At 55.9% G+C, this 20,754-nt stretch carries 15 protein-coding genes and 1 pseudogene; 5 read left to right on the top strand and 11 right to left on the bottom strand.

The genetic code is table 11. From position 1 onward, the window contains the following. From HY788_03250 to HY788_03200, 11 genes and pseudogenes are all read right to left on the bottom strand, one after another. Positions 1-576, bottom strand: a 576-nt coding sequence (locus HY788_03250; protein MBI4773192.1) for a threonine--tRNA ligase, incomplete at its 3' end; no start/stop codon positions are given. Positions 577-1,125: 549 nt separating this feature from the next. Beyond that, the gene (locus tag HY788_03245) at positions 1,126-2,001 is read right to left on the bottom strand and encodes an alpha/beta hydrolase (protein MBI4773191.1); all 876 of its coding nucleotides are present in this window, start codon (positions 1,999-2,001) and stop codon (positions 1,126-1,128) included. A 9-nt stretch (positions 2,002-2,010) separates the two neighbouring features. Then, entirely contained in the window at positions 2,011-2,631 is a 621-nt protein-coding gene (locus HY788_03240) for a formylmethanofuran dehydrogenase subunit E family protein (protein MBI4773190.1), read from the bottom strand. A gap of 241 nt (positions 2,632-2,872) precedes the next feature. Then, complete coding sequence (locus HY788_03235) at positions 2,873-6,811, bottom strand: efflux RND transporter permease subunit (protein ID MBI4773189.1); 3,939 nt, start codon at positions 6,809-6,811, stop codon at positions 2,873-2,875. A 9-nt stretch (positions 6,812-6,820) separates the two neighbouring features. Next, a complete protein-coding gene (locus HY788_03230) occupies positions 6,821-7,849 on the bottom strand; it encodes an efflux RND transporter periplasmic adaptor subunit (protein MBI4773188.1) in 1,029 nt (342 codons plus the stop codon). Next, positions 7,846-8,850, bottom strand: coding sequence for a hypothetical protein (locus HY788_03225; protein MBI4773187.1), 1,005 nt, complete (start codon positions 8,848-8,850; stop codon positions 7,846-7,848). Before HY788_03225 ends, HY788_03230 begins: the two co-directional genes overlap by 4 nt. Further along, a complete protein-coding gene (locus HY788_03220) occupies positions 8,847-9,542 on the bottom strand; it encodes an ABC transporter ATP-binding protein (protein ID MBI4773186.1) in 696 nt (231 codons plus the stop codon). The genes HY788_03225 and HY788_03220 overlap by 4 nt, the downstream gene beginning before the upstream one ends. Next, complete coding sequence (locus HY788_03215) at positions 9,539-10,675, bottom strand: FtsX-like permease family protein (GenBank protein ID MBI4773185.1); 1,137 nt, start codon at positions 10,673-10,675, stop codon at positions 9,539-9,541. Before HY788_03215 ends, HY788_03220 begins: the two co-directional genes overlap by 4 nt. Before the next feature lie 187 nt (positions 10,676-10,862). Further along, a pseudogene (locus HY788_03210) lies at positions 10,863-11,135 on the bottom strand (hypothetical protein). A 579-nt stretch (positions 11,136-11,714) separates the two neighbouring features. Further along, positions 11,715-12,539 (bottom strand): hypothetical protein, encoded by an 825-nt coding sequence (locus HY788_03205; GenBank protein MBI4773184.1) that lies wholly within the window; start codon positions 12,537-12,539, stop codon positions 11,715-11,717. A gap of 141 nt (positions 12,540-12,680) precedes the next feature. Then, entirely contained in the window at positions 12,681-14,189 is a 1,509-nt protein-coding gene (locus HY788_03200; GenBank protein MBI4773183.1) for a multicopper oxidase family protein, read from the bottom strand. A 757-nt stretch (positions 14,190-14,946) separates the two neighbouring features. Here HY788_03200 and HY788_03195 point away from each other — a divergent pair. The 5 genes from HY788_03195 to HY788_03175 all read left to right on the top strand — a co-directional run bounded on the left by HY788_03195 (position 14,947) and on the right by HY788_03175 (position 20,749). Then, positions 14,947-16,698 (top strand): hypothetical protein, encoded by a 1,752-nt coding sequence (locus HY788_03195; GenBank protein ID MBI4773182.1) that lies wholly within the window; start codon positions 14,947-14,949, stop codon positions 16,696-16,698. Positions 16,699-17,212: 514 nt separating this feature from the next. Further along, a complete protein-coding gene (locus tag HY788_03190) occupies positions 17,213-17,848 on the top strand; it encodes a class I SAM-dependent methyltransferase (GenBank protein MBI4773181.1) in 636 nt (211 codons plus the stop codon). Positions 17,849-18,064: 216 nt separating this feature from the next. Further along, the gene (locus HY788_03185; protein MBI4773180.1) at positions 18,065-18,718 is read left to right on the top strand and encodes a dTMP kinase; all 654 of its coding nucleotides are present in this window, start codon (positions 18,065-18,067) and stop codon (positions 18,716-18,718) included. A 180-nt stretch (positions 18,719-18,898) separates the two neighbouring features. Further along, positions 18,899-19,897, top strand: coding sequence for a DNA polymerase III subunit delta' (gene holB / locus HY788_03180; protein MBI4773179.1), 999 nt, complete (start codon positions 18,899-18,901; stop codon positions 19,895-19,897). 21 nt (positions 19,898-19,918) lie between these two features. Then, positions 19,919-20,749 (top strand): stage 0 sporulation family protein, encoded by an 831-nt coding sequence (locus HY788_03175; GenBank protein ID MBI4773178.1) that lies wholly within the window; start codon positions 19,919-19,921, stop codon positions 20,747-20,749. Positions 20,750-20,754 lie beyond the last annotated feature (5 nt).

Below are 20,754 nucleotides of genomic sequence, written 5' to 3'. Positions count from 1 at the left end.
GAATGCGGTTCCATAGATTCGCTGAAGCCGTTGACGGTTTTCGTCCCCTCGCCAGTAAGCCCCGGCCACACTCATAATTTTGAACGCCCGGATCATGCGGGCATTGGGAATATGCGGTCCGCGACACAGGTCTACGAAATCGCCCTGCCGATACACGGACACGTCGTCTTGATCCAAATCCTTCAGCAGTTCGACTTTGTAGGGCTCGCCACGTTCCTCGAAAAGTCGAATAGCGTCCTCCCGTTTCATCTCCGTGCGTTCAAAACGGGCCCCTTTTTTGATGATCTTCTTCATCCGCGCCTCGATCCGCGGAAGGTCTTCGGGTGTGAAGGACTGCTCGTAATCGAAGTCGTAGTAAAACCCGTTCTCGATAGAAGGACCTATGGTGACCTTTACACCGGGGAAAAGCGCCTGAACCGCCTCAGCCATTACATGGGCGGCGCTATGGCGCAGTATGCCCAGCCCTTCGTCCGAATCGATCAAAACGGGAGTCAGTCTGGTATCCTGTTCGAGGCGCCGCGTCAAGTCGACCGGCCGACCGCCGTTTTCCTTCACGGCCACCACTGTGGAGAGCATATCGGCATCGAGGTTCCGCAGCACTTCTTCGGCTGAAACCCCCGGATCCACTTTCCGTGTAGTCTCGCCAACGGTTACCGTAATTTTGTCCACAGGTTCGAACCTCGAAATATGCTTATGGAGAACAAAATAACGGGAGAGGAGAGGTTTGCTCCCGGCCCGAAATCAAGAAACGCGATACGGGGCGCTTGACGTTTCCGAGCCAAATTAAAAAGGCATCCTTTGTCTCGCCTGAACCACCCTTTGGTCTATGGATTCTCCAGGTCAGACAATACCAGACGCCTTAACTGTCTAGAGCCTCACAATCAACACTTTTCCCGCGATAGAAACGGGCCTGGCCGCGTTTTTCTTCTCCACGTTCATTTAATTTCAGTTGAAGCGTGTCATTTCCTTACTGCAGAATGCGGCACCCCGCTATCCCCTTTGGGGGCCCCCTATATGGGCTGAAGCTCCGCTAAGGATCATAAATTTATAAATAATAACCTTTAGGAAGGCAAGAAAAAAATAAACGGAGTCGCTCAAAAGCAACCATATTTGTCCGCACTCGCTTCATCTCGTTGATCGATTGCTTCTCAGGGAAACAATAAACGAACGAATCCGCCTCCAATATTCAGGATGATCCACACGCACCATTCCTCCGTGGGATACGGTCCCGGGCAGTTCAAAGAACTCCGCCCTGCCATCCAACTTGTCGTAGAGTATTTCTTCCGCAACGAACGGCACCACCCGATCACCCCTTGAATGCATGATCAGTATGGGAAACGAGGCGTTCTCGAGGAATCCGGCTGTATTGAAGTTACCATGGAAAAACCATCTTCTTCGCCCTTTCAAAAAGCTAGGTAACAGGTCTTCCACGGAGGGAAGCGTTGATTCGAGTATCAGTCCGTCCGGCGAAAAGACTTGCGAAGCATGGGCGCTGACGGGGCCACCGAGGGAATATCCCCAAAATACCAATGGCAGGTCATCTTCCTTAGCGCGATCCAACAGATAACGGACCGCCGCTTCCCCATCCAAGTAGAATCCCTGCTCCGTGGGATTCCCCGGATTCCGCCCGTATCCGCGGTAATCGAAAAACAGGATATGAGCGGGAACTCCCTTGTAGAAGCGTTCGAAAGCATCTCCCAGAAGGGATACGTTTCCCCCGCCGCCTTTGAAATACACCATGCGAGCCAGGGGAGCGGGATGTTCCATGAACCAACCCGCCAGCGGCACGTGATCCCGAGTGCGGAAGCTCACTTCCTCCAAGTGAGGATAGGGCGGCAAGGGCCGGAGTTCCCGACGGGCGGCATACCTGGGATAGATGAGCACTTCGTCCAGCTTGAAGCACGCGGCGAGAGTCAGCAAGGCCAACAAGGTCAATGGAAACACCAACGCCAGGATCCATGCTGTCCGTTTGATATACTTATGGAACCTCTTCAAGGCCATAGAGCCGACTCACTGTAAAGGCTCCTGTTCCTCTGATGCGCAGTAGTAGGGGCCTTCCGCGCAGGCACGACAGACCGTTCCGTGGTTCACCGGGTAGGATTCTCCGCATGCCGGGCACACACCGACAGCTCCTTTCTTGACGCCCCAGGCCTGGTCGAATACCCGCACGTTTCGATAGGAGAGCATCTCTCTTCCTGCGTGCAGTATGGCAGGCAACAACACATCGAGAGGCAGCTCCTTTTTGGGCGCCCGCTTCAGAAACCAATTGAACACATCCCGAAAGCCTTCGAGCTTGTTCAAATCGACCCAAACGCGAATACCCTTGCCGCTGTCTTTGTTGTATAGGGTTACTGCAAACCGTCCGTAGTCCACCACCTTAAGCCAGTTGTTTCCCATTGTGCACGGAGTGAAAATCTGCACGGCGTCCGGCAGGCAGTAGGGCGTTTCCACAACCGCGTTATATAGTATCGAGTCACCGACCAACTCCTGGGCCAAATCGATCATCAGGCCTCCGATGAGAATGCCGGGAGCCACACTTCCGTGAAAACCTTCGATCTTATCCAAAGCCTCTGAGAGCGTTAGTCCGCTTAGAACCGTTTCTTCAAAATCGTGTAGATACGTAAGCCGCATTGCGCGGTTCCCCTGTTGTTGAAGGGTTTTCCAATGATCCGGGATTCGAAGCCGAAGCAATCGGACCGCTGAGCCCACTGTTTGGAATGGCGCTGGAAAGGGGGGCTCCGGTCACCACCTGACGGAAATTAAAATAGGCGCAGCCATCCAACATTGCAAGAGCTTTATCGGGAAGGCCTTTCCGGGCTTCGGACCGCAGGTTCATCTGTTTTCGCAGCAGCAAACGTACGCACAGGGCGTATCAAACGCTGCTCATCAGATGCTTTTCCGCTTCTTTCTTGAGGATCTTTCGTTCCTGCAGGGCGCAATACAGCACGGGCACAACCAGAATCGTGATCACCCCGAATACCATTCCCCCGAAGGATGGGATGGCCATTGGCACCATAATGTCCGACCCGCGCCCAGTGGATGTCAGCACGGGCAACAAGGCCAGTACGGTGGTTGCCGTGGTCATAAGGCACGGTCGCACGCGTCTGCCCCCGGCCTCGATGGTTGCTTCGCGAACAGCCTGAACGGTGTCCGGCCGCTTCGCGGCGAAGGTGTCGTCCAGATAGGTGGCCATGATCACGCCGTCGTCCGACGCAATTCCGAAGAGGGCGAGGAACCCCACCCATACGGCCACGCTCAGGTTGATGGGATGAACCTGGAAAAGATCCCGCATGTTGTTCCCTAGAATCGTGAAATCCAGGAACCAACTCTGTCCGTAGAGCCAGAGCATGATGAAACCACTGGCCCAAGCCACTCCGATGCTTGTAAACACCAGGGAGGCGGTGATCAGATTGTTGAAATGCAGGTAAAGGATGATGAGGATGACGAACAGGGACAAGGGCAGAATCACCATTAGCTTTTTCTGTGCCCGCACCTGGTTCTCGAAGGATCCCACGAAAGTGTGGCTGACGCCGGCCGGAATGACGAACTCTCCCCTCTCTATCTCATAAGTCAGGTAGGTTCGAGCTTGATCCACCGCCTCCACTTCAGAGTATTCCGGTTTCTTTTCGAACAATACATATCCCGTCAGAAACGTATCCTCGTTCTTGATCATCTGGGGGCCGCGCACGTACTCGATTTTCGTCAGCTGCTTGAGCGGGATCTGGGCGCCGATCGGCGTCGGGACCACAACCTCGCCCAACAGGTCGATTCGATCGCGAAGCTCTCTCAGATATCGGATCCGCACCGGGTAGCGTTCCCGGCCTTCCACGGTGGTCGTGGCCTTCTTGCCGCCGATGGCGGTTTCGATCACGTCCTGAATGTCCTGGATTGAAACACCGTACTGGGCCGCGGCTTTCCGGTCGATGTGGATTTCCAGGTAGGGCTTTCCGATGATTCGTTCCGCGATCACCGTCTGAGGATCGATCGCCGGAACCTGGCGGAGAAGCTTCTCGATCTGGAATCCCACTTCCTGGATGGTTTCCAAGTCGGGGCCGCTCACCTTGACGCCCATGCTGGCGCTGATGCCGCTTTGCAGCATGACGATGCGAGCGGATATCGGCTGGAGCCTCGGTGCTGCTGTTACACCGGGCAGGCGGCCGGCTTCGGAGACGGCGATCCAAATGTCGTCGGGTCGGCGGATGCCCGTCCAGGCCGCCCGGCCCGGGTTGAGGTCGGGCAGTAATGCCGGACGCCAGAGGCGGAAGGGACGTCCCGAGGGATCCGGAATCAAGCGCGCCTCCTTATCGCGGATGAAACGGCCGGGGACTACGTACGGAAATCCATCCGCCGCGTAAGCCAAGGCGCCGTCCGGTTTGCGGAAAAGATCAACTTGCTCCGGATCGTACTGGTAGGTGCCGATTCGGCCGGCATCGTCCCGTAAGTATTCCGGGACGAAATTGACCACGGTCTCTATCATGGACACCGGCGCCGGATCCAAAGGACTGTCCGCTCGTCCCAACTTTCCCACCACGCACTCCACTTCCGGTATAGCTTGAATCCGTATGTCCTGCTTTCTCAGGACGTCCATCACCTCGCCGATGGATGCGTGCGGCAAGGTGACAGGCATATACAGGTACGAACCCTCGTCGAGCGGGGGCATGAACTCTTTTTTCAATCCCGGCAAGGCATGTGAGACCTTGGAGACGTATGGATTGCTCCGGATCGAATTGGGAAGCCAGCCGAAAAGACCGTTAAAGCCAAGCCAAATCAACGCGCCTAACAGGAGCATCGCCACTGGAGCCGACAGAAAGGCCTTCTTATGGTTCAGGCACCATCCGAGTATGCGCGTGTAGAAATAGTGAAAGAGTTGAAACAAGGTCAGGATGGCGCCCAGAAGCAATACGATGAAAATCAGATTCCGCCGGAAGCCTTCGCCCAGGCCGAGGGGCATCCAGGCTTTACCCAGCAGCAAAACCACTGCGGCTGTGGCGAGGATCGAGGTGACGAGAGGGACCCATGGGCCAAATCCCGGAGGAAGCTTGGGCTTGATCAGGTAAAAAGCCCCGACCGCCGCCACGATCACGCCCAGGGTCGTGCTCACCCAGATGGCCAGCACCAGGCCCAGGTACATGATTCCCTCGTAGAACAACCAGGCCTTCTTCCACCTGTTCATGAGATTGCTGCGAAGGAGATAGGCCAGCGGCGGGATGATCGTCAACGCCACCAATATGGAAGCGACGAGTGCGAAGGTTTTGGTGAAGGCAAGAGGGCGGAAGAGCTTCCCCTCGGCCGCTTCCATGGTGAATACGGGCAGAAAACTGACGATGGTCGTGGCCGCTGCGGTGACCACCGAGCTGCCCACTTCGCTTGCAGCCCCGAAAATGACCGACAATAGATTCCTGTTCGGCGTTGCATGTTCCAGATGCCGTGTAACGTTCTCTATAATGATGATGCCCATGTCCACCATGGTGCCGATGGCGATGGCGATGCCGGACAGGGCCACAATGTTTGCGTCGACACCAAATACCTTCATGGCCACGAAAGCCGTCAGGACCGCCAGAGGAAGCAGGCCGGCAATCAGCAGTGAGCTGGACAGGTGGAGCAGCATGACGATCACGACCAGAATCGTCACCAGTATTTCCAGACCGATCGCATCCTGCAGGGTGTTCAGTGTTTCGACGATCAGGCCTGAGCGGTCATAGAACGGAACGATCTGCAGCTTGCTGATCCGTCCGTCGGCCAGTGTCTTCTGCGGCAATCCGGGTGAAATTTCATCGATTTTGGCCCGTATGTTCTTGATCGTCTGTAGAGGGTTCTGTCCGTATCGGGCCACGACCACCCCGCCGACCACCTCGGCCCCGCCCTTATCCAGGGCGCCTCTCCGCACCGCAGGTCCGAGTGTTACCTGGGCCACGTTGCTGAGCAGGACAGGTACTCCATTGTTCAGGGTGATGACGGTCTCGTTCAGATCCTGGAGCGACTTGACGAAGGCCACGCCCCTGATCATATACTCGACTTGGTTCATTTCGACCGTGTTGGCGCTGACGTCTTGATTGGACTTCTGCACGGCCTGAACCACGTCCATGAGGCCGATGTCATATGCCCTCATCAAGTCGGGGTCCACGTCCACCTGGTATTCCTGGACGTACCCGCCGATCGACCCCACTTCACTGACACCGTCGGCGGAGAGAAGAGCATACCGGACGTACCAGTCCTGTAAGCTGCGCAACTCCTGCAGATCCCAGCCTCCCGTCGGACGGCCCTGTTCATCCCGCCCCTCCAAGGTATACCAGAACACTTGTCCCAGTTCGGTGGCGTCGGGGCCCAAGGTCGGTTTCACTCCGGCCGGCAGAGCGTTCGGTGGAAGGCTGTTCAATTTCTCGAGGACACGGGAACGGCTCCAATAGAAATCGACATTCTCGTCGAAAATAATGTAGACGGTCGAGAAGCCGAACATCGAAAAACAGCGCACCGTCTTCGCGTTCGGAACACCCATCAAGGCCACGGCCAGGGGATAGGTCACCTGGTCTTCCACATCCCGGGGCGAGCGTCCCATCCATTCGGTGAACACGATCTGCTGGTTTTCCCCAATATCCGGAATGGCGTCGGACGGTATGGGCGACCTTGGAAAACCGCCCAGGCTCCAGTTGAAGGGCGCCACCATAAGTCCCCACACCACGGCAAGGATCGCAAGCAGCAGAATGATCACCGGCCGGGTCAGACAAAACCGAATGATCCTGTCGATCCAGTTGCGGGCAACCAGTTCTGTTTGTTCCGGGCTCTCGGATTCTTGGCCGGGTGGTCTGGACATGGAAGTCTGCTATTCTCCGAAAGGCCTCTTTTGTGCCGCAGCCGGGTTCATCATACTGGGACGGGCCTGAATCTGAAGAGCGCTGTCGATCTTGAACGCGCCCTTCGCCACCACCATCTCTCCAGGCTCCAGGCCGGAGAAAACGATGTAATAATCTTCGGCACGGGGTCCGAGTACGACTTCCCGGCCTTCGTACGTCCGATCGAGGCCCGGCACGGCCACATAGACCACCGCCCGCTCGCCGGTAATCAGGGGGGCGGAAGACGGGATCACCGTGGGCGCCAGGCTGAGGGGAGCGTTTACGTCCGCTACACCGCCTCGACCGGTCACCACGGTTTTGATGTCGGCGCGGACGATCATGCCGGGAATGAGAAGGTTTTGCGTATCTTCGAAGATGGCGCCCACGTTGAAGGTCCTGGTATAGGCATCGTTCACCAGACCAATAAAAGCGATCGAGCCTTTAAAGGTGACGCCGGGATAGGCGTCCGTCACGAACGTCACCTCTTGGCCGAGCCGGATCTTGGGGAAATCCGATTCATAAACGAACAGCCGCGCCATCAGCCCCTTGGGGTCTCCAGCCACGAAGCTGTCCGGGCTGGCCACGACCTGACCGAACGTTTTCACCCTGACGGATACGAACTTCTTTTCCACCGGCGCCAGTTCCACTTCGGCCATCACGTCTGCCGCTTCGGTCAGTTCGATCCTGGGCGGCTCGCCGTCGTGATCATGGTCGCCCTTGGGCACTGCAAAAAGCTCCATTCCGCACACCGGGCATAAGCCCGGACTTTCCCGCGGTGGAATGCACATCATGGGACAGGCATAGAGGACGTTCTCGTTACCTGGTTGCAGTCCGGACATTTTCGCCAGTTCCTCCGGCGTGGGGGCGGTCAGCTCGGGCCTCGTATCCCCACGAATCCAATACCCTCCCAGGAATGTCAGGACCAAGCAGAGAGCGCCCGCCGCCTTGACGTGCCTCTTAAAAAAAGGACGGATCGTATTCCACGTGTCGGATCTTGCTGTTTTTTGCTGGTCCATCATAAAGACCCTTCCAGGTGAAAATCGGAAAAGATCATCGGGTATAGGGCGATCAGCATGAATGCCAGATAACTCAACATGGCCGCCCAGCACCATCGGACTTGGATCTTGGCAATAATCGATTTGAGCGAATCGATGTCCCGATAGCGGTTCATCAGGCCGACGCTGATCCCGAAAATGCTTCCGGTGAGCAAGGTGATATACATGGGATATCCGATATAGTGGTACTCCTTCTGCAGCACGCAGAAAGGGCAATGATGGGTCGGCAGTTCGTAATAATAAAGAGATATAAATGAAATCAGGGCCACCAGGGCGAATACGAAGAACCAAACGCTCATTCTCGAGAAGGCCTTGGCCCCTTTACCCGTCCAGAGGTAGTACCCTCCCACCCGGATGGTTAGAAGAAAACTGGCAAAAAGGATGATCTGGGATGCTATGCTGGGAATGCCGGCCAGTTCGCCGGTTATGGTCTCACTGCTTTCGCTGAACAGGGTTCCGCAGCAGGAGGTGATCACGTCCGCCCTCATACCGCTGAAATACCGTAACTGTAAATACGTTTCGAGCAACAGCATCCCCGTCAGGAACATCAAGAACTTGTATTTCGGCCGTATGAGCGGATAGTCTTCCGCCTGGTTATCTATGTGATTCATGGACAACCAGACCCCGCACGACACCACGTTGGCGATCTTGACCAGCAGCGCTGGATACCCGTGGGGGTCAACGTTGAGTGTTCCGGCCGCGCACATGGCCCCGATGAATATCTCGTGGAGGACATCCGAGGTATAGATGAAGAGGAAGAAGGAAAAGAGCTGGAAGCCCATCAGGTAAGCCAGCACCGTGGAAATCAGGTACGTCTTGCGCTCCAGGGACACTTGCAGCTCGCTTCCGGATCGGATGTCCCAGCGCCGGATGATACGCCAGCCGATGGCGGACGAATACACGGCGAAAAGGCTTAGCAGCAGCGATCCCAGAATCAAAGCGATGATGGCCGGGTTGAGAATCATTTCAGAAATTTCCGGTCGACGAGCCGGCCGTCCCTCATCTCCACCAGGTGATCCACCACATCCGATTCGCACACGATGGGGTCGTGGCTGGTGATGATGGCGGGCTTACCTTCGGTTTTCAGGGCCCAAAGGATTTCCAGAATGTTCCGGGCCAACTCTGAATCCAGATGAGCCGTAGGCTCGTCAGCGATGATGATTTCCGGGTCGTTGATCAGAGCCCTCGCAATGGCCACCCTCTGCTGCTCTCCTCCTGACAGGTGCTCCACTTTCTGATTGGCCTTGCCCGCGATCTTCAATCGCTCGAGATTCCTAATCGCTGCTTCTTTCACTTCCTTATAGGGCCGTCCCGTGGGGTAAGCCGGTATCATCACATTGTCCAGAACGGTCATTCCCTTGATCAAATTGAAATTCTGAAAAATGAAGCCGTACGTTTGCCTTCGGATCGCGGATAGAAACCGTTCGGGCAGGCTGGTGGTCTCACGATCCTTCAGCCGGATTCGTCCGGAAGTAGGACGGGCCATACAGCCGATGAGGGAAAGAAGGGTGGTTTTGCCCGAACCGCTGGGACCTTTCAACACCGTGATCATGTCGCCCGGAATGGTCAGGGTGATGTTCCTGAGGGCCGTGAACTCGTTCTGACGGCCCGCGTTGAACGTCTTGGTGACATCGTTGACTTCGACAAGGGGATTCATGCCTGCCTCATAACGGCGTCCGGATCCCCCGAAGCTGCACTCCATGTCGGGAAGATCGTGATCAGCGAATAGGGAACTACCGTCAAAAAGAATAGGGTGGCGATCTGAAACGCATTCACTGTCGGTTTCAGGGTGAATTTAGGGTACAGGGCTCCCCATCCCTTCAGAGCGTGCTCGAACAGCGTTGCGTCGGCGAAGAAGACATGCAAATAGGCCAGGATGACTCCCACGAGGAACGAGGTCAGGGAAATCACCGTCCCTTCCCAGAATTTCATGATCAATACGTCCGAAGTATCCCAGCCCAGGGCCTTGAGAATCCCGATCTCGGCCTTCTCCTGCGCGGAAAGACCGGTGGCTTTGTCCCAGGCGAAAATGAAGAACGCCAGAATGGACATGCTCAGAATGACAATGATGTATCCGCTTCGCAGGTCGAACAACGCGGCGTACGTCCGGACGATCTCGCTGCGGGATATGGTTCGGGTGTCCGGAAGTATCTGAGCGATCTTTTCCGCGATGATCGGTGACTCGGTCTCGTTCCGGATGGTCAGGGCCAGATCGGTGGCCACGCCGTCCGGTGTCCCAAACAGCTTCCGAAACGTTGCTTCGGACATTACAATCAGATCCGAAGACACCAACTCGGATTCCGGGTCGATGGCATCGGCAATTTTCATGACCAGAACATCTCCGTTATACGCCTTGAAAAAGAGCCCCTCCGGGCTCATGGATTCCCAAGTGCGCTTGACGCCGGCTCCCACAATCACTTCATCGTCCGCGTATTGGAAGTCAGGCTTGGCGATGATCGTGTAATTCGCCCCTGCGGCCTGATGGTAATAGTAACCCCATAGACGGCTCTCCACATTGCGTACCCCAAGGATGTGATCGATGGCATCCATGTAGGACACGGGGATCATCTCATGCCGACCGGCCGCCATGCGCTGGACCACCATCTGCGGCGCGTCCTGCAAGATCGTTTCAGCTTCCATGCGTATGGCCTGGCTGAAAAAGATGACCGAAGAAAGGACGAATACGACAAGGGTGTAGACCAGAAACAGGGAGAAGTTCTTGCCCTTTCGCCTCAATAACGAAGACAAGGTGAAATTAATATAGTTGCGATTTCGCTCGACCCAGTGCATGGTTTTCGCCGCTACGGAGTGTTACAGGTTAGCGCCCTCATGGAAATGGCCTTTCGTCCAAAATGCCGCGCGGCTCGGTTTGCTTAACATGCCCGGGCGAAGGGTGCATGCTCGGCGTCTCGATCTCACCGGCGCTTTGAACACGAACAGAAACCTCCGATTCCGGGAGGGTGCGGGTCAGGTGTGCCGGAGGCGGAAGGATCGAACCCGACGGGAAGTGCTCGAACGAAAAGGGATGATCCTGAAAAGGGGCGTGCAGATCCGCCTGAGTGATGTTTCTCGTGTACCGCGCTTCAGTGAAAAGGCATAGGTCGGTCAGTTTCAATTCCCGCACCAAACGCCGGGCCGCGGTCGTTACTGCCTCGTGGCCGGTTTGGAATAGCGGGTGAACGAACACCAATCCGACAAACGTCAGGATAAGGCCGCTCGTGACCATCAGAAATACGTCCGCTTTACGCATGAAGGCAGCGTCCTGAATCAACGGCCGACGTTTTCGACGGGATCCGACGGGCTGGAAGTGGGAAAAGAACCGTGGATAAGAATCGTGGTGTGCTCGATGGCCTCAATTGCCAGTTGTTCCTTCATTTCATTGCCTTCGATGAACGGTTTCGATACTCCACATGCGATCGACGTCTAAAACGGTTTGGCTTCCATCTTCTTTTCCGACGGTCTTGCCGTCCCTTCCGCCGGCCAAGCGAATGCGTTCCGTTCTGTAGTCACGGGACCTTCCCCTCATCAAAATAAGGGGCCTTGCTCTAAAACCGCGCTTCACTCGCCGGTTGGGACCCTTCCAAACAGACATCCCGCGTGCGCCGTGCCCGATATCCCGAGAGAAACCGGCGATCCGGGAAACGGGAAAGCCTTGAAGTCCGGAGCGGGACAGACGATGAAGGCGATAGAGAAACGCCTGTTCGCTGTTCCCAAGGTAGCTTGCTACCGCTTTGAAACACATGGTCCGGCGTATGCCGGACCCCTTGTCGTCGCTGCCGGGCCTAATCGGTTTATTTTCGGTCTAGCTGCATTTCCATCTTACACCGAATTATTGACGGGGCATCATATCCAGGTCAGCCTGGAGTTTCTCGATCTCTTTGCTCTTTTCTTGAAGCGCCTTGCGGTCGAGATTTTGCTGGCCCAAAAGATCGGTCATTTCTTTTTGCTTCTGTTCGAGCGTTTTGCGCAGTTCAGCCTTCTTCCCCTCTATGTCGGGAGAAGTCTGCGGATAGTTCTGGTAGTAATCGCGCGGCATGGATTCCATGCCATATCCGGGACCCATCCCGTAACCGCCGTACATACGCGGGTCGTAGCCCCAACGCGACGAGCCGGGGCCCGCCATCGATCCGCGGCCGAACCCGCCGCCCCATCCCCCCCAACGACCCCATCCGGGGGCCCCATAGCCGTAGCCGTAGCCAGGGGGGCCATAGGCGGAAGCGCTTCCGCCGGGCCGAGGTTTAAGGCGTTCTTCGAGTTCCTTTTCCTCCAGCTTGGCTCGAAGCTCGGAAAGCTTCTTCTGCTGAGCCATGACCTTGTCTTTATCCGGCTTTTCAACAGCCAGAAGTTCCTCCAGCTTCCGGGCCTGTTCATCCAGTTCCTTCACCATCCCAAGGGTTTCCTTGTCCATGTCCTCAGACTCATACCCCTCCATGGATGGATATCCATAGCCTTGACCGTATGGGCCGTACATATACCCGCCGGACCCCCAATATCCGGGTCCCATCATACCGCCCGAGCCCCACGCAGGACCCATCATGCCGCCCATGCCCATCATTCCGCGGCCCATCATCATCTGGGCATCGGCCAGGGTCCCAACGAGTATCAAGCCCATAATTGCAGCCAACCCAATTATCATACGTGTACCAAGCCTCATGGTTGTCTCCTCGAAGAAGGTGAGATTTTATGGTTGTACCGGCCGTTTCCAATTCCAATGAACTCGAGACGGGTGACGGCCGGCAACGTCTCCGTTACCAACGTTACATATGCAACATGACGGCAGATTCCTCAGTCCCTACTATCCCAGAACCAGCGCCAGGTTCGCCATCCCGGCCTCCATGTGATACAGGTTGTGGCAATGATGTATCCAATTGCCCGGATTGTCCGCCACGTACTCGATTTCGATATACTGCATCGGGTCGACGATGACTGTATCCTTCATGATCCAGAGTTCCGGTGGAAGCGCCGGGTTGACGATCTTGAAAAAGTGCCCATGCAGATGCATGGGGTGCGGCATCATGCTATGATTTCGGTAACCGAAACGCACCCTTTCGCCGAGACGGGCCGATAATTTCTCGCTGTTGGGATACATCATACCATTGATGGTCCAGTACGGCGAATGCATGCCGCCGGAAAGCATCTGGGGATAAAGACGGTGTACCGGACCCGGCCGCGGGCCTAAGGGATAAGGCGCCTGCATATCCCAGACCGTGATCATGCGGCGGCCGGGACCGAAATCGGGCGGCATCGGTCCTCTATCTCGAATGCCCTTGTAGATGAAGGGGATCCGGACCCGGCTTTCGCCGTAGCCCCTTTCCATAGCGGCCAGCACCCAATGGCCGGGATTGTTGGCGATCACCTCCACGTCGTACCGCTCCCCCATGGCGATCCGCAGGATATCCGTCGCGATGGGTTGCACCGGACGGCTGTCCGTGTGGGTGATGACCATCGGGTGTCCCGACAACTGCAGGTAGTAGATCGTAGCTGAGGAAGGGTTCAGGATGCGGAGTTTGATACGATCCCCTTTATTGACAACGATGGGCTTGATCGCCGCCCCGATGTTCCCGTTCACCGCGTAGCCGTCGTATATGGGTTCCAGCAGAGGCATCATGCCGCCCATGCCCATCGTGCCGCCCATGGCCATCGTGCCTCCCATGCCCATCATATCGCAGCCCATGCCCATCATGTCACCCATGCCCATCATTCCTCCGCCCATGCCCATGCCCATACCCATACCCATCGGCGGGCGGCGGGGAACCGGGGCCGTAGCTCCATCGTCCCTCATCACCACGTCATCCAGAACCACAATTTCTTCCTGGTCGTAACCTCGCTTCTCCTTCCGGGGATCGATGATCAGTCCGCCGATCAATCCCTGGTCCAATTGATACATGACGTGGGAATGGTACATGAACGTTCCGGCCGGTTCCGCCGTGAATTCGTATAAAAACTCGCCTCCCGGAGGCACCGGGTCCTGGGTGACGTTAGGAACGCCGTCCATTCCATTCGGCACCGGAAGACCGTGCCAGTGCACGGTGGTTTCCATGGGCAACCGATTGATCAATTTGACCCGAATGACGTCTCCTTCGGGCACCCGGATCAATGGGCCGGGCGCTTGTCCGTTGTAAGTCCAAGCCTTGAATTCGGGGCCGCCGCCGACTTTGACTTTCTCGATGGAAGCGACAAATTCGAATTCATGCACCTTCCTGTCCGCTGCTGCGAATGCTCGCTGAACCGGAAGCGAAGGCAGACCACTCGCCGCTGCTGCACCTAATGCGGCCTTCAAGAACGCTCGACGAGAGATAGGCATATAGTTCCCCTAAGAAAGAGCCTTTCTGGTTCTGCACAAAATAATGTTTCTGATCCCGTTGTGGTGTTTGTCAATGGATCACGTCATGGATCAGAGTTACTAATCACCAGTTGTCAGAATTAAGTATAGAAGATAAGGGTGTTACCAGAGTAGGATTTTCCGCAACAGGCTTTTCTATCGAAATTATACACGAACTCTTATCGCGAAGACCAACAATTTGTTGGAGTCAAACATATAACCAACGGATATTTTATACGATTTGGGCAATCTTTCTGGTCGCACCGTTACCAACCCGCGAATCGGTTTGGCCGTTCTTTGTACAAGGCCTGATCCGGCGGACGCTGTGGGTGAGGAAAAACATGCTTTTCCCGCCCGACGTGGCCTGCCACGCATCGGAGATCCGGGCGGGTCTTCGTCCACACCCGAATGTCAGAACTGAAACCAATCGAGCCGAGCAAGCAGGAGGCTCCGGCCCGGAGCGCCCTGCTGTTTTCCGAAAAAAGTGAGGCTCCGCCTCGAGCGGCCAAGGGCGCGGGCATGCTCGGGTGTCCGATTAGCTCGCCGATTGGGATAAAAACCGACGGTCGGCCGAGCCGGATCGAGCCCACCGAGGGGCTTGTTTTGCCCGTACGCACGATCTAACCTTGATTTTTCCCAAGGATCTGGTGGATAATAGACTAAAGGGGTGTCTTCCTTCCAACGTTTTCCTTCCTGTTTTTCCCCTCCCCTATCCCTCTTTCTCGCGAGGAGCCTATGTATGAATGATAGGTTGATCATCTTTTTCTGCGCTTTCGTATGCCTTTGCCTTCCTGCCTCCCTTTCTTTTGCACAGGGGTGCGTGTCCATGCAGGGCGCAGGGGGTCCCTTCCCCCTAAGTTGGTCGGGGGCGACGACTTACGTTTCTGAGACCGCCCTATTTGCCCACTCGAGCAATTGCGCTTTTTGCCACGACCGGCTGATGGACGGCAGAGGCTATGATGTCTCATTCTTTACCGACTGGAGCGGCACCATGATGGCAAATGCGGGGAGGGACCCTCTCTGGCAGGCCAAAGTGCATTCCGAGATCCTGAGGAGTCCGCACCTGAAGACGGTCATCGAAGAACGGTGCTCTCGGTGCCATATGCCTATGGCGAATGTGCAAGCGGAGATCGACGGCGGCGGAATAACCCTCGTGGGCGGCGGTCTTTTCAGTCCCGGAAACCAATTCCACGCTCTGGCCGTTGACGGCGTGTCCTGCGCCCTGTGCCATCAGATTCAGCCGGGCAACCTTGGAACCAAATCGAGCTTTTCCGGCAGTTTCAGCATAGACCGTTTCGCCGGAAAACCGTACCGTCTCCTCTTCGGTCCGTTTCCGAATCCGGTTGCCGCCGGGATGATGGGCCGATCGGGTTTCTTGCCTGGCTACGAAGTTCATATGGAGGAATCGGCGCTATGCGGCACTTGCCACACGGTTTACGTGCCCGTGATCGACGCGACCGGCGCCGTGGTGGGCGAGTCGCCGGAGCAGACACCCTATCTGGAATGGCGGAACAGTGCGTTCAGCCTCCGGGGGGGCAAGGAGTACAAGTCATGTCAGAGATGCCATTTGCCGAAGAATGGAGCCGGGGCTTTCATCTCGCTCATGCCGCGTCGCCTCTTGCCGAGAATGAATGTGGGCCGACATCACATGAACGGCGGGAACGCGCTCCTTCTCTCCATTTTGAGAGACAACCCGGTCGAAATGGAGGTGAACGCCTCGTGGGACGCCCTCGAGAGGGCTACGTGGAGAACTTTGGAGCAATTGAGGCGCCGAACCGCGGACATCGCCATAGAGGGCCTCAGTGCCGGTGACGGGACTCTCGAAGTCCGGTTGAGGGTCACCAACGAGACCGGGCATAAGTTCCCCACCGGGGTGCCCTTGAGAAGGGCTTGGATCCATCTGACCGTTAAGGACGGATCCGGAAAGGTGGTTTTCGAGTCCGGGAGGCCCCGCCTTGACGGCTCGATCGACGGCAACGATGCAGACAGCGATCTATCCATGCACGAGCCGCATTATGATCTGATCGACAGTCCGGAAAAGGTGCAGATATACGAAGCGATTACGATGGACACCGAAAATAATGTCACCTACACCTTCCTGAGAGGGAAGGAGCATATAAAGGACAACAGGCTGCTGCCGCGAGGCTTCGACAAGGCCGGCGCCAGCCCGGAAATCCAGGTGCACGGCGAGGCTTCGGAGGACTGGAATTTTGTCGGCGGCTCGGACCGCGTCACTTTCAGAGCGAGCACAGCGGGGCTGCCGGGCCCTTTCAGCGTAAGGGCGGAGATTCTCTACTCGTCTATCTCCCATGCCTTCTTAAAGGACCTCAATTCTCTGCAGGGAAAGAGCGGTCTGATCCGCCGCTTCGGAAGACTGTATGAAAAAGCCGACGCCTTCCCGATCGTCATAGGGGTTGCGGAGGAGCAATATTCCGGATTCACCGCCGGGTACCAGGCGGTTTCATCGGCGTCGATGGGGAGGCTTCCCTAGAACATTGGATTCAAGAAGACCGTGTTTTGTAACGCCCGTTCTCGAGGGACGTCTTACGGAAACCCAGATAACGGACAAGCGAGGTTGAGATCCCGAGAAAGGGGGCCGCTTTCCTCACGGAAAACGCCGGCCTGCGAACCGCCATCCGTCTCTGTCACTCCCCGCCTGCAGCGGGTACTCTGTTTCCGGCCCCCTGATCAGATTCGCCATGCCTGCATGGCCCCCTCCGGAAATGAACTCTTCCAACCGGATCCCATGGTAAAAAAAACATTAAGTGTTTCAATGGAAGATTGACAAAAGTCTCGAGAAAGGCAAAAACGAACTTGGTTTTCCTATCTCTTTCTTTCGGGCAATGCGTACGGCGTTTCACATAAGCGGGTGAGCTCCGGCGCACCCCGTCAGCGGGCTCTTCTCTTCGGGGGTCTTCGAGAGGTCCGTTCGGAGACCTTGGACCCGTATGCATGAAAACGAACCGAGCATTTTGTTATTCGGGGAGTCGACTGGAAACGGAAACATGGAAAGGATGAACACGTTCGTTCGAAGCCTATCCGACATCTTGACCGGCGCCAACTATGACCGAACGGCCGAATTATTGGGGTTCGGACGTTCGTTTTACCGAACCGCCGCTGATCTGATTCCAACCAATCCGTATAGTCGTATCCTGGAACTGGGTTGCGGCACAGCCTCGCTGACCCTGGCCATTGCCGATAAGCACGGGGGCAAAGGGTGGTTTCATGGGATGGACCTCCGCCCGTGGAAACTATCCTTTGCCCAGTTAAAAGCCCGAGAGGCGCGGGTTTCTTTTGAACCATACCGCCGCTCGATGAGGACGCTGCCGTTTGAATCGGCTTCCATGGACATGGTGGTGGCCGGCCCGTCTTTTCACCAAGCCTCCCCGGCCCTTCGGAGAAGGGCCCTCAACGAAACGGGCAGGGTGTTAAAGCCGAAGGGCGTTTTTGCTCTTATCGACTGGAGCAAGCCCAGGTTCGGCTTGATGGCGCTGATCCTCTTTCCGCTGCTCATGTTCAAAACATCCGGAGATCATTGGAACAATACCTACCCGATGTTGTGTCGCGACGAAAACCTCCTCTTGATAATGGATACATACGTGAACTCGGTGATCCGATGTCAGGTTTTTAGAAAAGCCTGAAAAACCTGACGTTGTCCCTGCATCATTGGTATTCACGTAGGGGAGCGTTGAGAAATTTAGCGGAGGATGAGCGGCGCTGCCGCGAGAAGCCTTCTATTTCAGGATGTGTTTTTCAGACATCCCGTTTGTGATACAGTTCGATGTATACGGCTGAATGAAAGAGAAGAAAACGTGGGGGCGTAGCGCATATGCGCCCATGAGCCGGAGACAAGACAGGTGTTCATTACCTTCGAAGGTCTGGACGGTGTTGGAAAAACCACCCAAGTCCGGATGTTGCAGCAGGCGTTAATCGGGTTGCAGCATAACGTTCTGGTTACCCGCGAACCGGGGGGCACTCGCATCGGTGCACGGATTCGGTCTTTGTTGCTCGATGAACGGAATTCGGATCTTACACCCACGGCCGAACTGTTTCTGTACCTCGCGGACAGGTCTCAACATCTTGCCGAAGTGATTCTTCCGGCTCTGAAAAGCGGCAAATGGGTGTTGTGCGACAGGTTCGTCGACGCCACCATCGCGTATCAGGGTTATGCCAGAGGCGGGGATATCGGATGGATCTCAGAGTTGAATGCACGCGCCACCGGATCGCTTTCTCCCGATTTGACATTCCTGCTGGATTGCCCGGTGGAGGTCGCTCTGGGACGCATCCGCCATCGAAATAACGCCGCCTCCGGGCGGCTGTCCGAGAAACGGTTCGATATGGAACGGATCGAGTTCCATAGAAAGGTAAGGGAAGGGTATCTGGCGTTGGCCGGCTCCTCGAACGGGAAAGCGCGTTACCGAGTCGTTGATGCCTCACGATCCGCCGAAGCCATACATCGGGTCCTTCTTCTGGAGGTTTTGGACAGGTTGCGAGTGTACGAGCGAAATTAAGGTTAGCAGGCTGTTGAAAAACGCGATCTGCGGTCACGCCAACGGCGTGACGCTTCATCCCTCGTCACTGCGACGTACTCTATGTACGCCTCATTCCTAGGGATTTGCGCGCCTTGCATCTCATCGTTTTTCAACGGCCTTTAACAACCCGGCTTCTTCAACGGGCTGTTAGGGGTGTTCATGTCTTTTCAAGGCATAGTAGGGCACGCTCGCCAGATCGAACTTCTTCGCCGGGCCATACGAAACGGATCTCTACACCACGCACTATTGATCACCGGAATACGCGGGGTAGGGAAGAAGACGATGGCCAGGGCTCTGGCCCGTGGCCTCGTGTGTCAGGATCCGGCCACAGGGGATGCGTGCGGGCAATGCCCGGCCTGCCGGAAATTCGACCGCGGGGTTCATCCGGACGTGTACGAGGTCCTTCCGGACGGCAAGTTTATGAAGATCGAGCAGATTCGTGAGATCAAACGCAAACTCCTGTTCCATCCCGTGCTCGGGGAACACCGGGTCTTTCTCGTGTTCGAAGCTCAACATATGAATCGGGACGCCGCCAACGCGCTGCTCAAAAGCCTCGAGGAACCTCCTCCCGGAAACTACCTGATCCTGACGTCCCCGGACGACCGAGCTCTCCTGCCCACCATTGTTTCACGGTGTCAAAGGATCGACTTGAGTCCGCTACCGGATCGAACGGTGGAGGACTTCCTGGCAGCAAGAACGGACGTCAGGAAATCGGAGGCAGCCGAAATGGCAAAACTCTGCGGAGGCAGCCTGGGGAGAGCCATGGAAGCCAACGCCGCTGAAAAGGACCCCGCAACCTCCTTTTCCCATCGGCGTAACGAGGTGATCCTGCAGTTGCAGCAGTTGAAAAATAATGGTATTAGAACCAACTTGCTTTTGGCAAAGACTTGGAGCAATGAGCAGAGCGAAGCGGATGAATTGTTCGATATCTTCCGATTTTGGCTTCGAGACCAGTTAGTGTCTCAATATCGGGGCTACCGGGTTCAAACTGGTGGCCCACATCACACTTCCGTTGGATCTAAAGGACAGGAACCGCTCCGTCCGGATCGGATCTACAGGATGATGGATGAAGTGGAGCTTGCTTCGAAAGCCCTGCGGCAAAATGCCAACAAAAGGCTGGTCTTTGAAGTGCTGCTGCTCCGGCTGGCCGAAGCGTAACGAGTATCGAGGACGATTGGAATGCCGAAAATTGCAGGGGTGCGTTTTCGCCCCTATGGGAAAACATACGATTTCGACTGCGGGCATTTTGTGCTCAAGCCGGAAGACCGCGTAATCGTCAAGACGGACTTGGGAATGAGTCTTGGAACCGTGGTCGCGGCCCCTCGCAAAGTCGAGGATGACAAGACCCCCCAGAATCTAAAGCCTGTTTTCAGGCTGGCGACCGCGGAAGACATCGAACAGTATGAACAGAATCTTCAGACCGAAAAAGACGCTCATGCTTTCTGCCAGGAATGCATTCGCAATCGCAAGCTGGATATGAATCTGGTTATGGTCGAGATGCTGTTCGACAACTCGAAGATTATTTTCTATTTCACCGCCGATGGCCGCATCGACTTCCGAGAACTCGTCAAAGATCTGGTTCAAAAGTTCCGCACCCGGATTGAGATGCGCCAGATCGGAGTTCGCAATCAGACCAAAATGGTTGGCGGTCTCGGAGGTTGCGGTCGTGAGTTGTGCTGCACACTATTTATCGAAAAATTTGAGCCGGTTTCCGTCAAGATGGCCAAAGAGCAGCAGCTTTCCTTGAATCCATCGAAAATTTCCGGGCTGTGCGGCCGTCTCATGTGCTGCCTGGCCTTCGAATATCCGCAGTACGTGCAAGCGAGGGAACGCATGCCCGGATGTGGAGAGAATGTGGAATGTCCCTGCTGCAAAGGGCGTGTGGTCCGACAAAACGTTGTGAAAGAGACCATATACGTTGAAACGGAGGATGGGAAGGAAGTTGAAGTCCCGGTTGCAGACCTCACCTTGGAAACACCGCCCGGCAAGAACAAGAAAAAGCAACCATAGGAAGT

It is taken from the genome of Deltaproteobacteria bacterium, assembly GCA_016208165.1.
Taxonomy (GTDB): Bacteria; Desulfobacterota; Desulfarculia; order JACQYL01; family JACQYL01; genus JACQYL01.
Note: the sequence above shows the minus strand (reverse complement) of the source record. Positions and strands in the feature narration are given on the sequence as shown.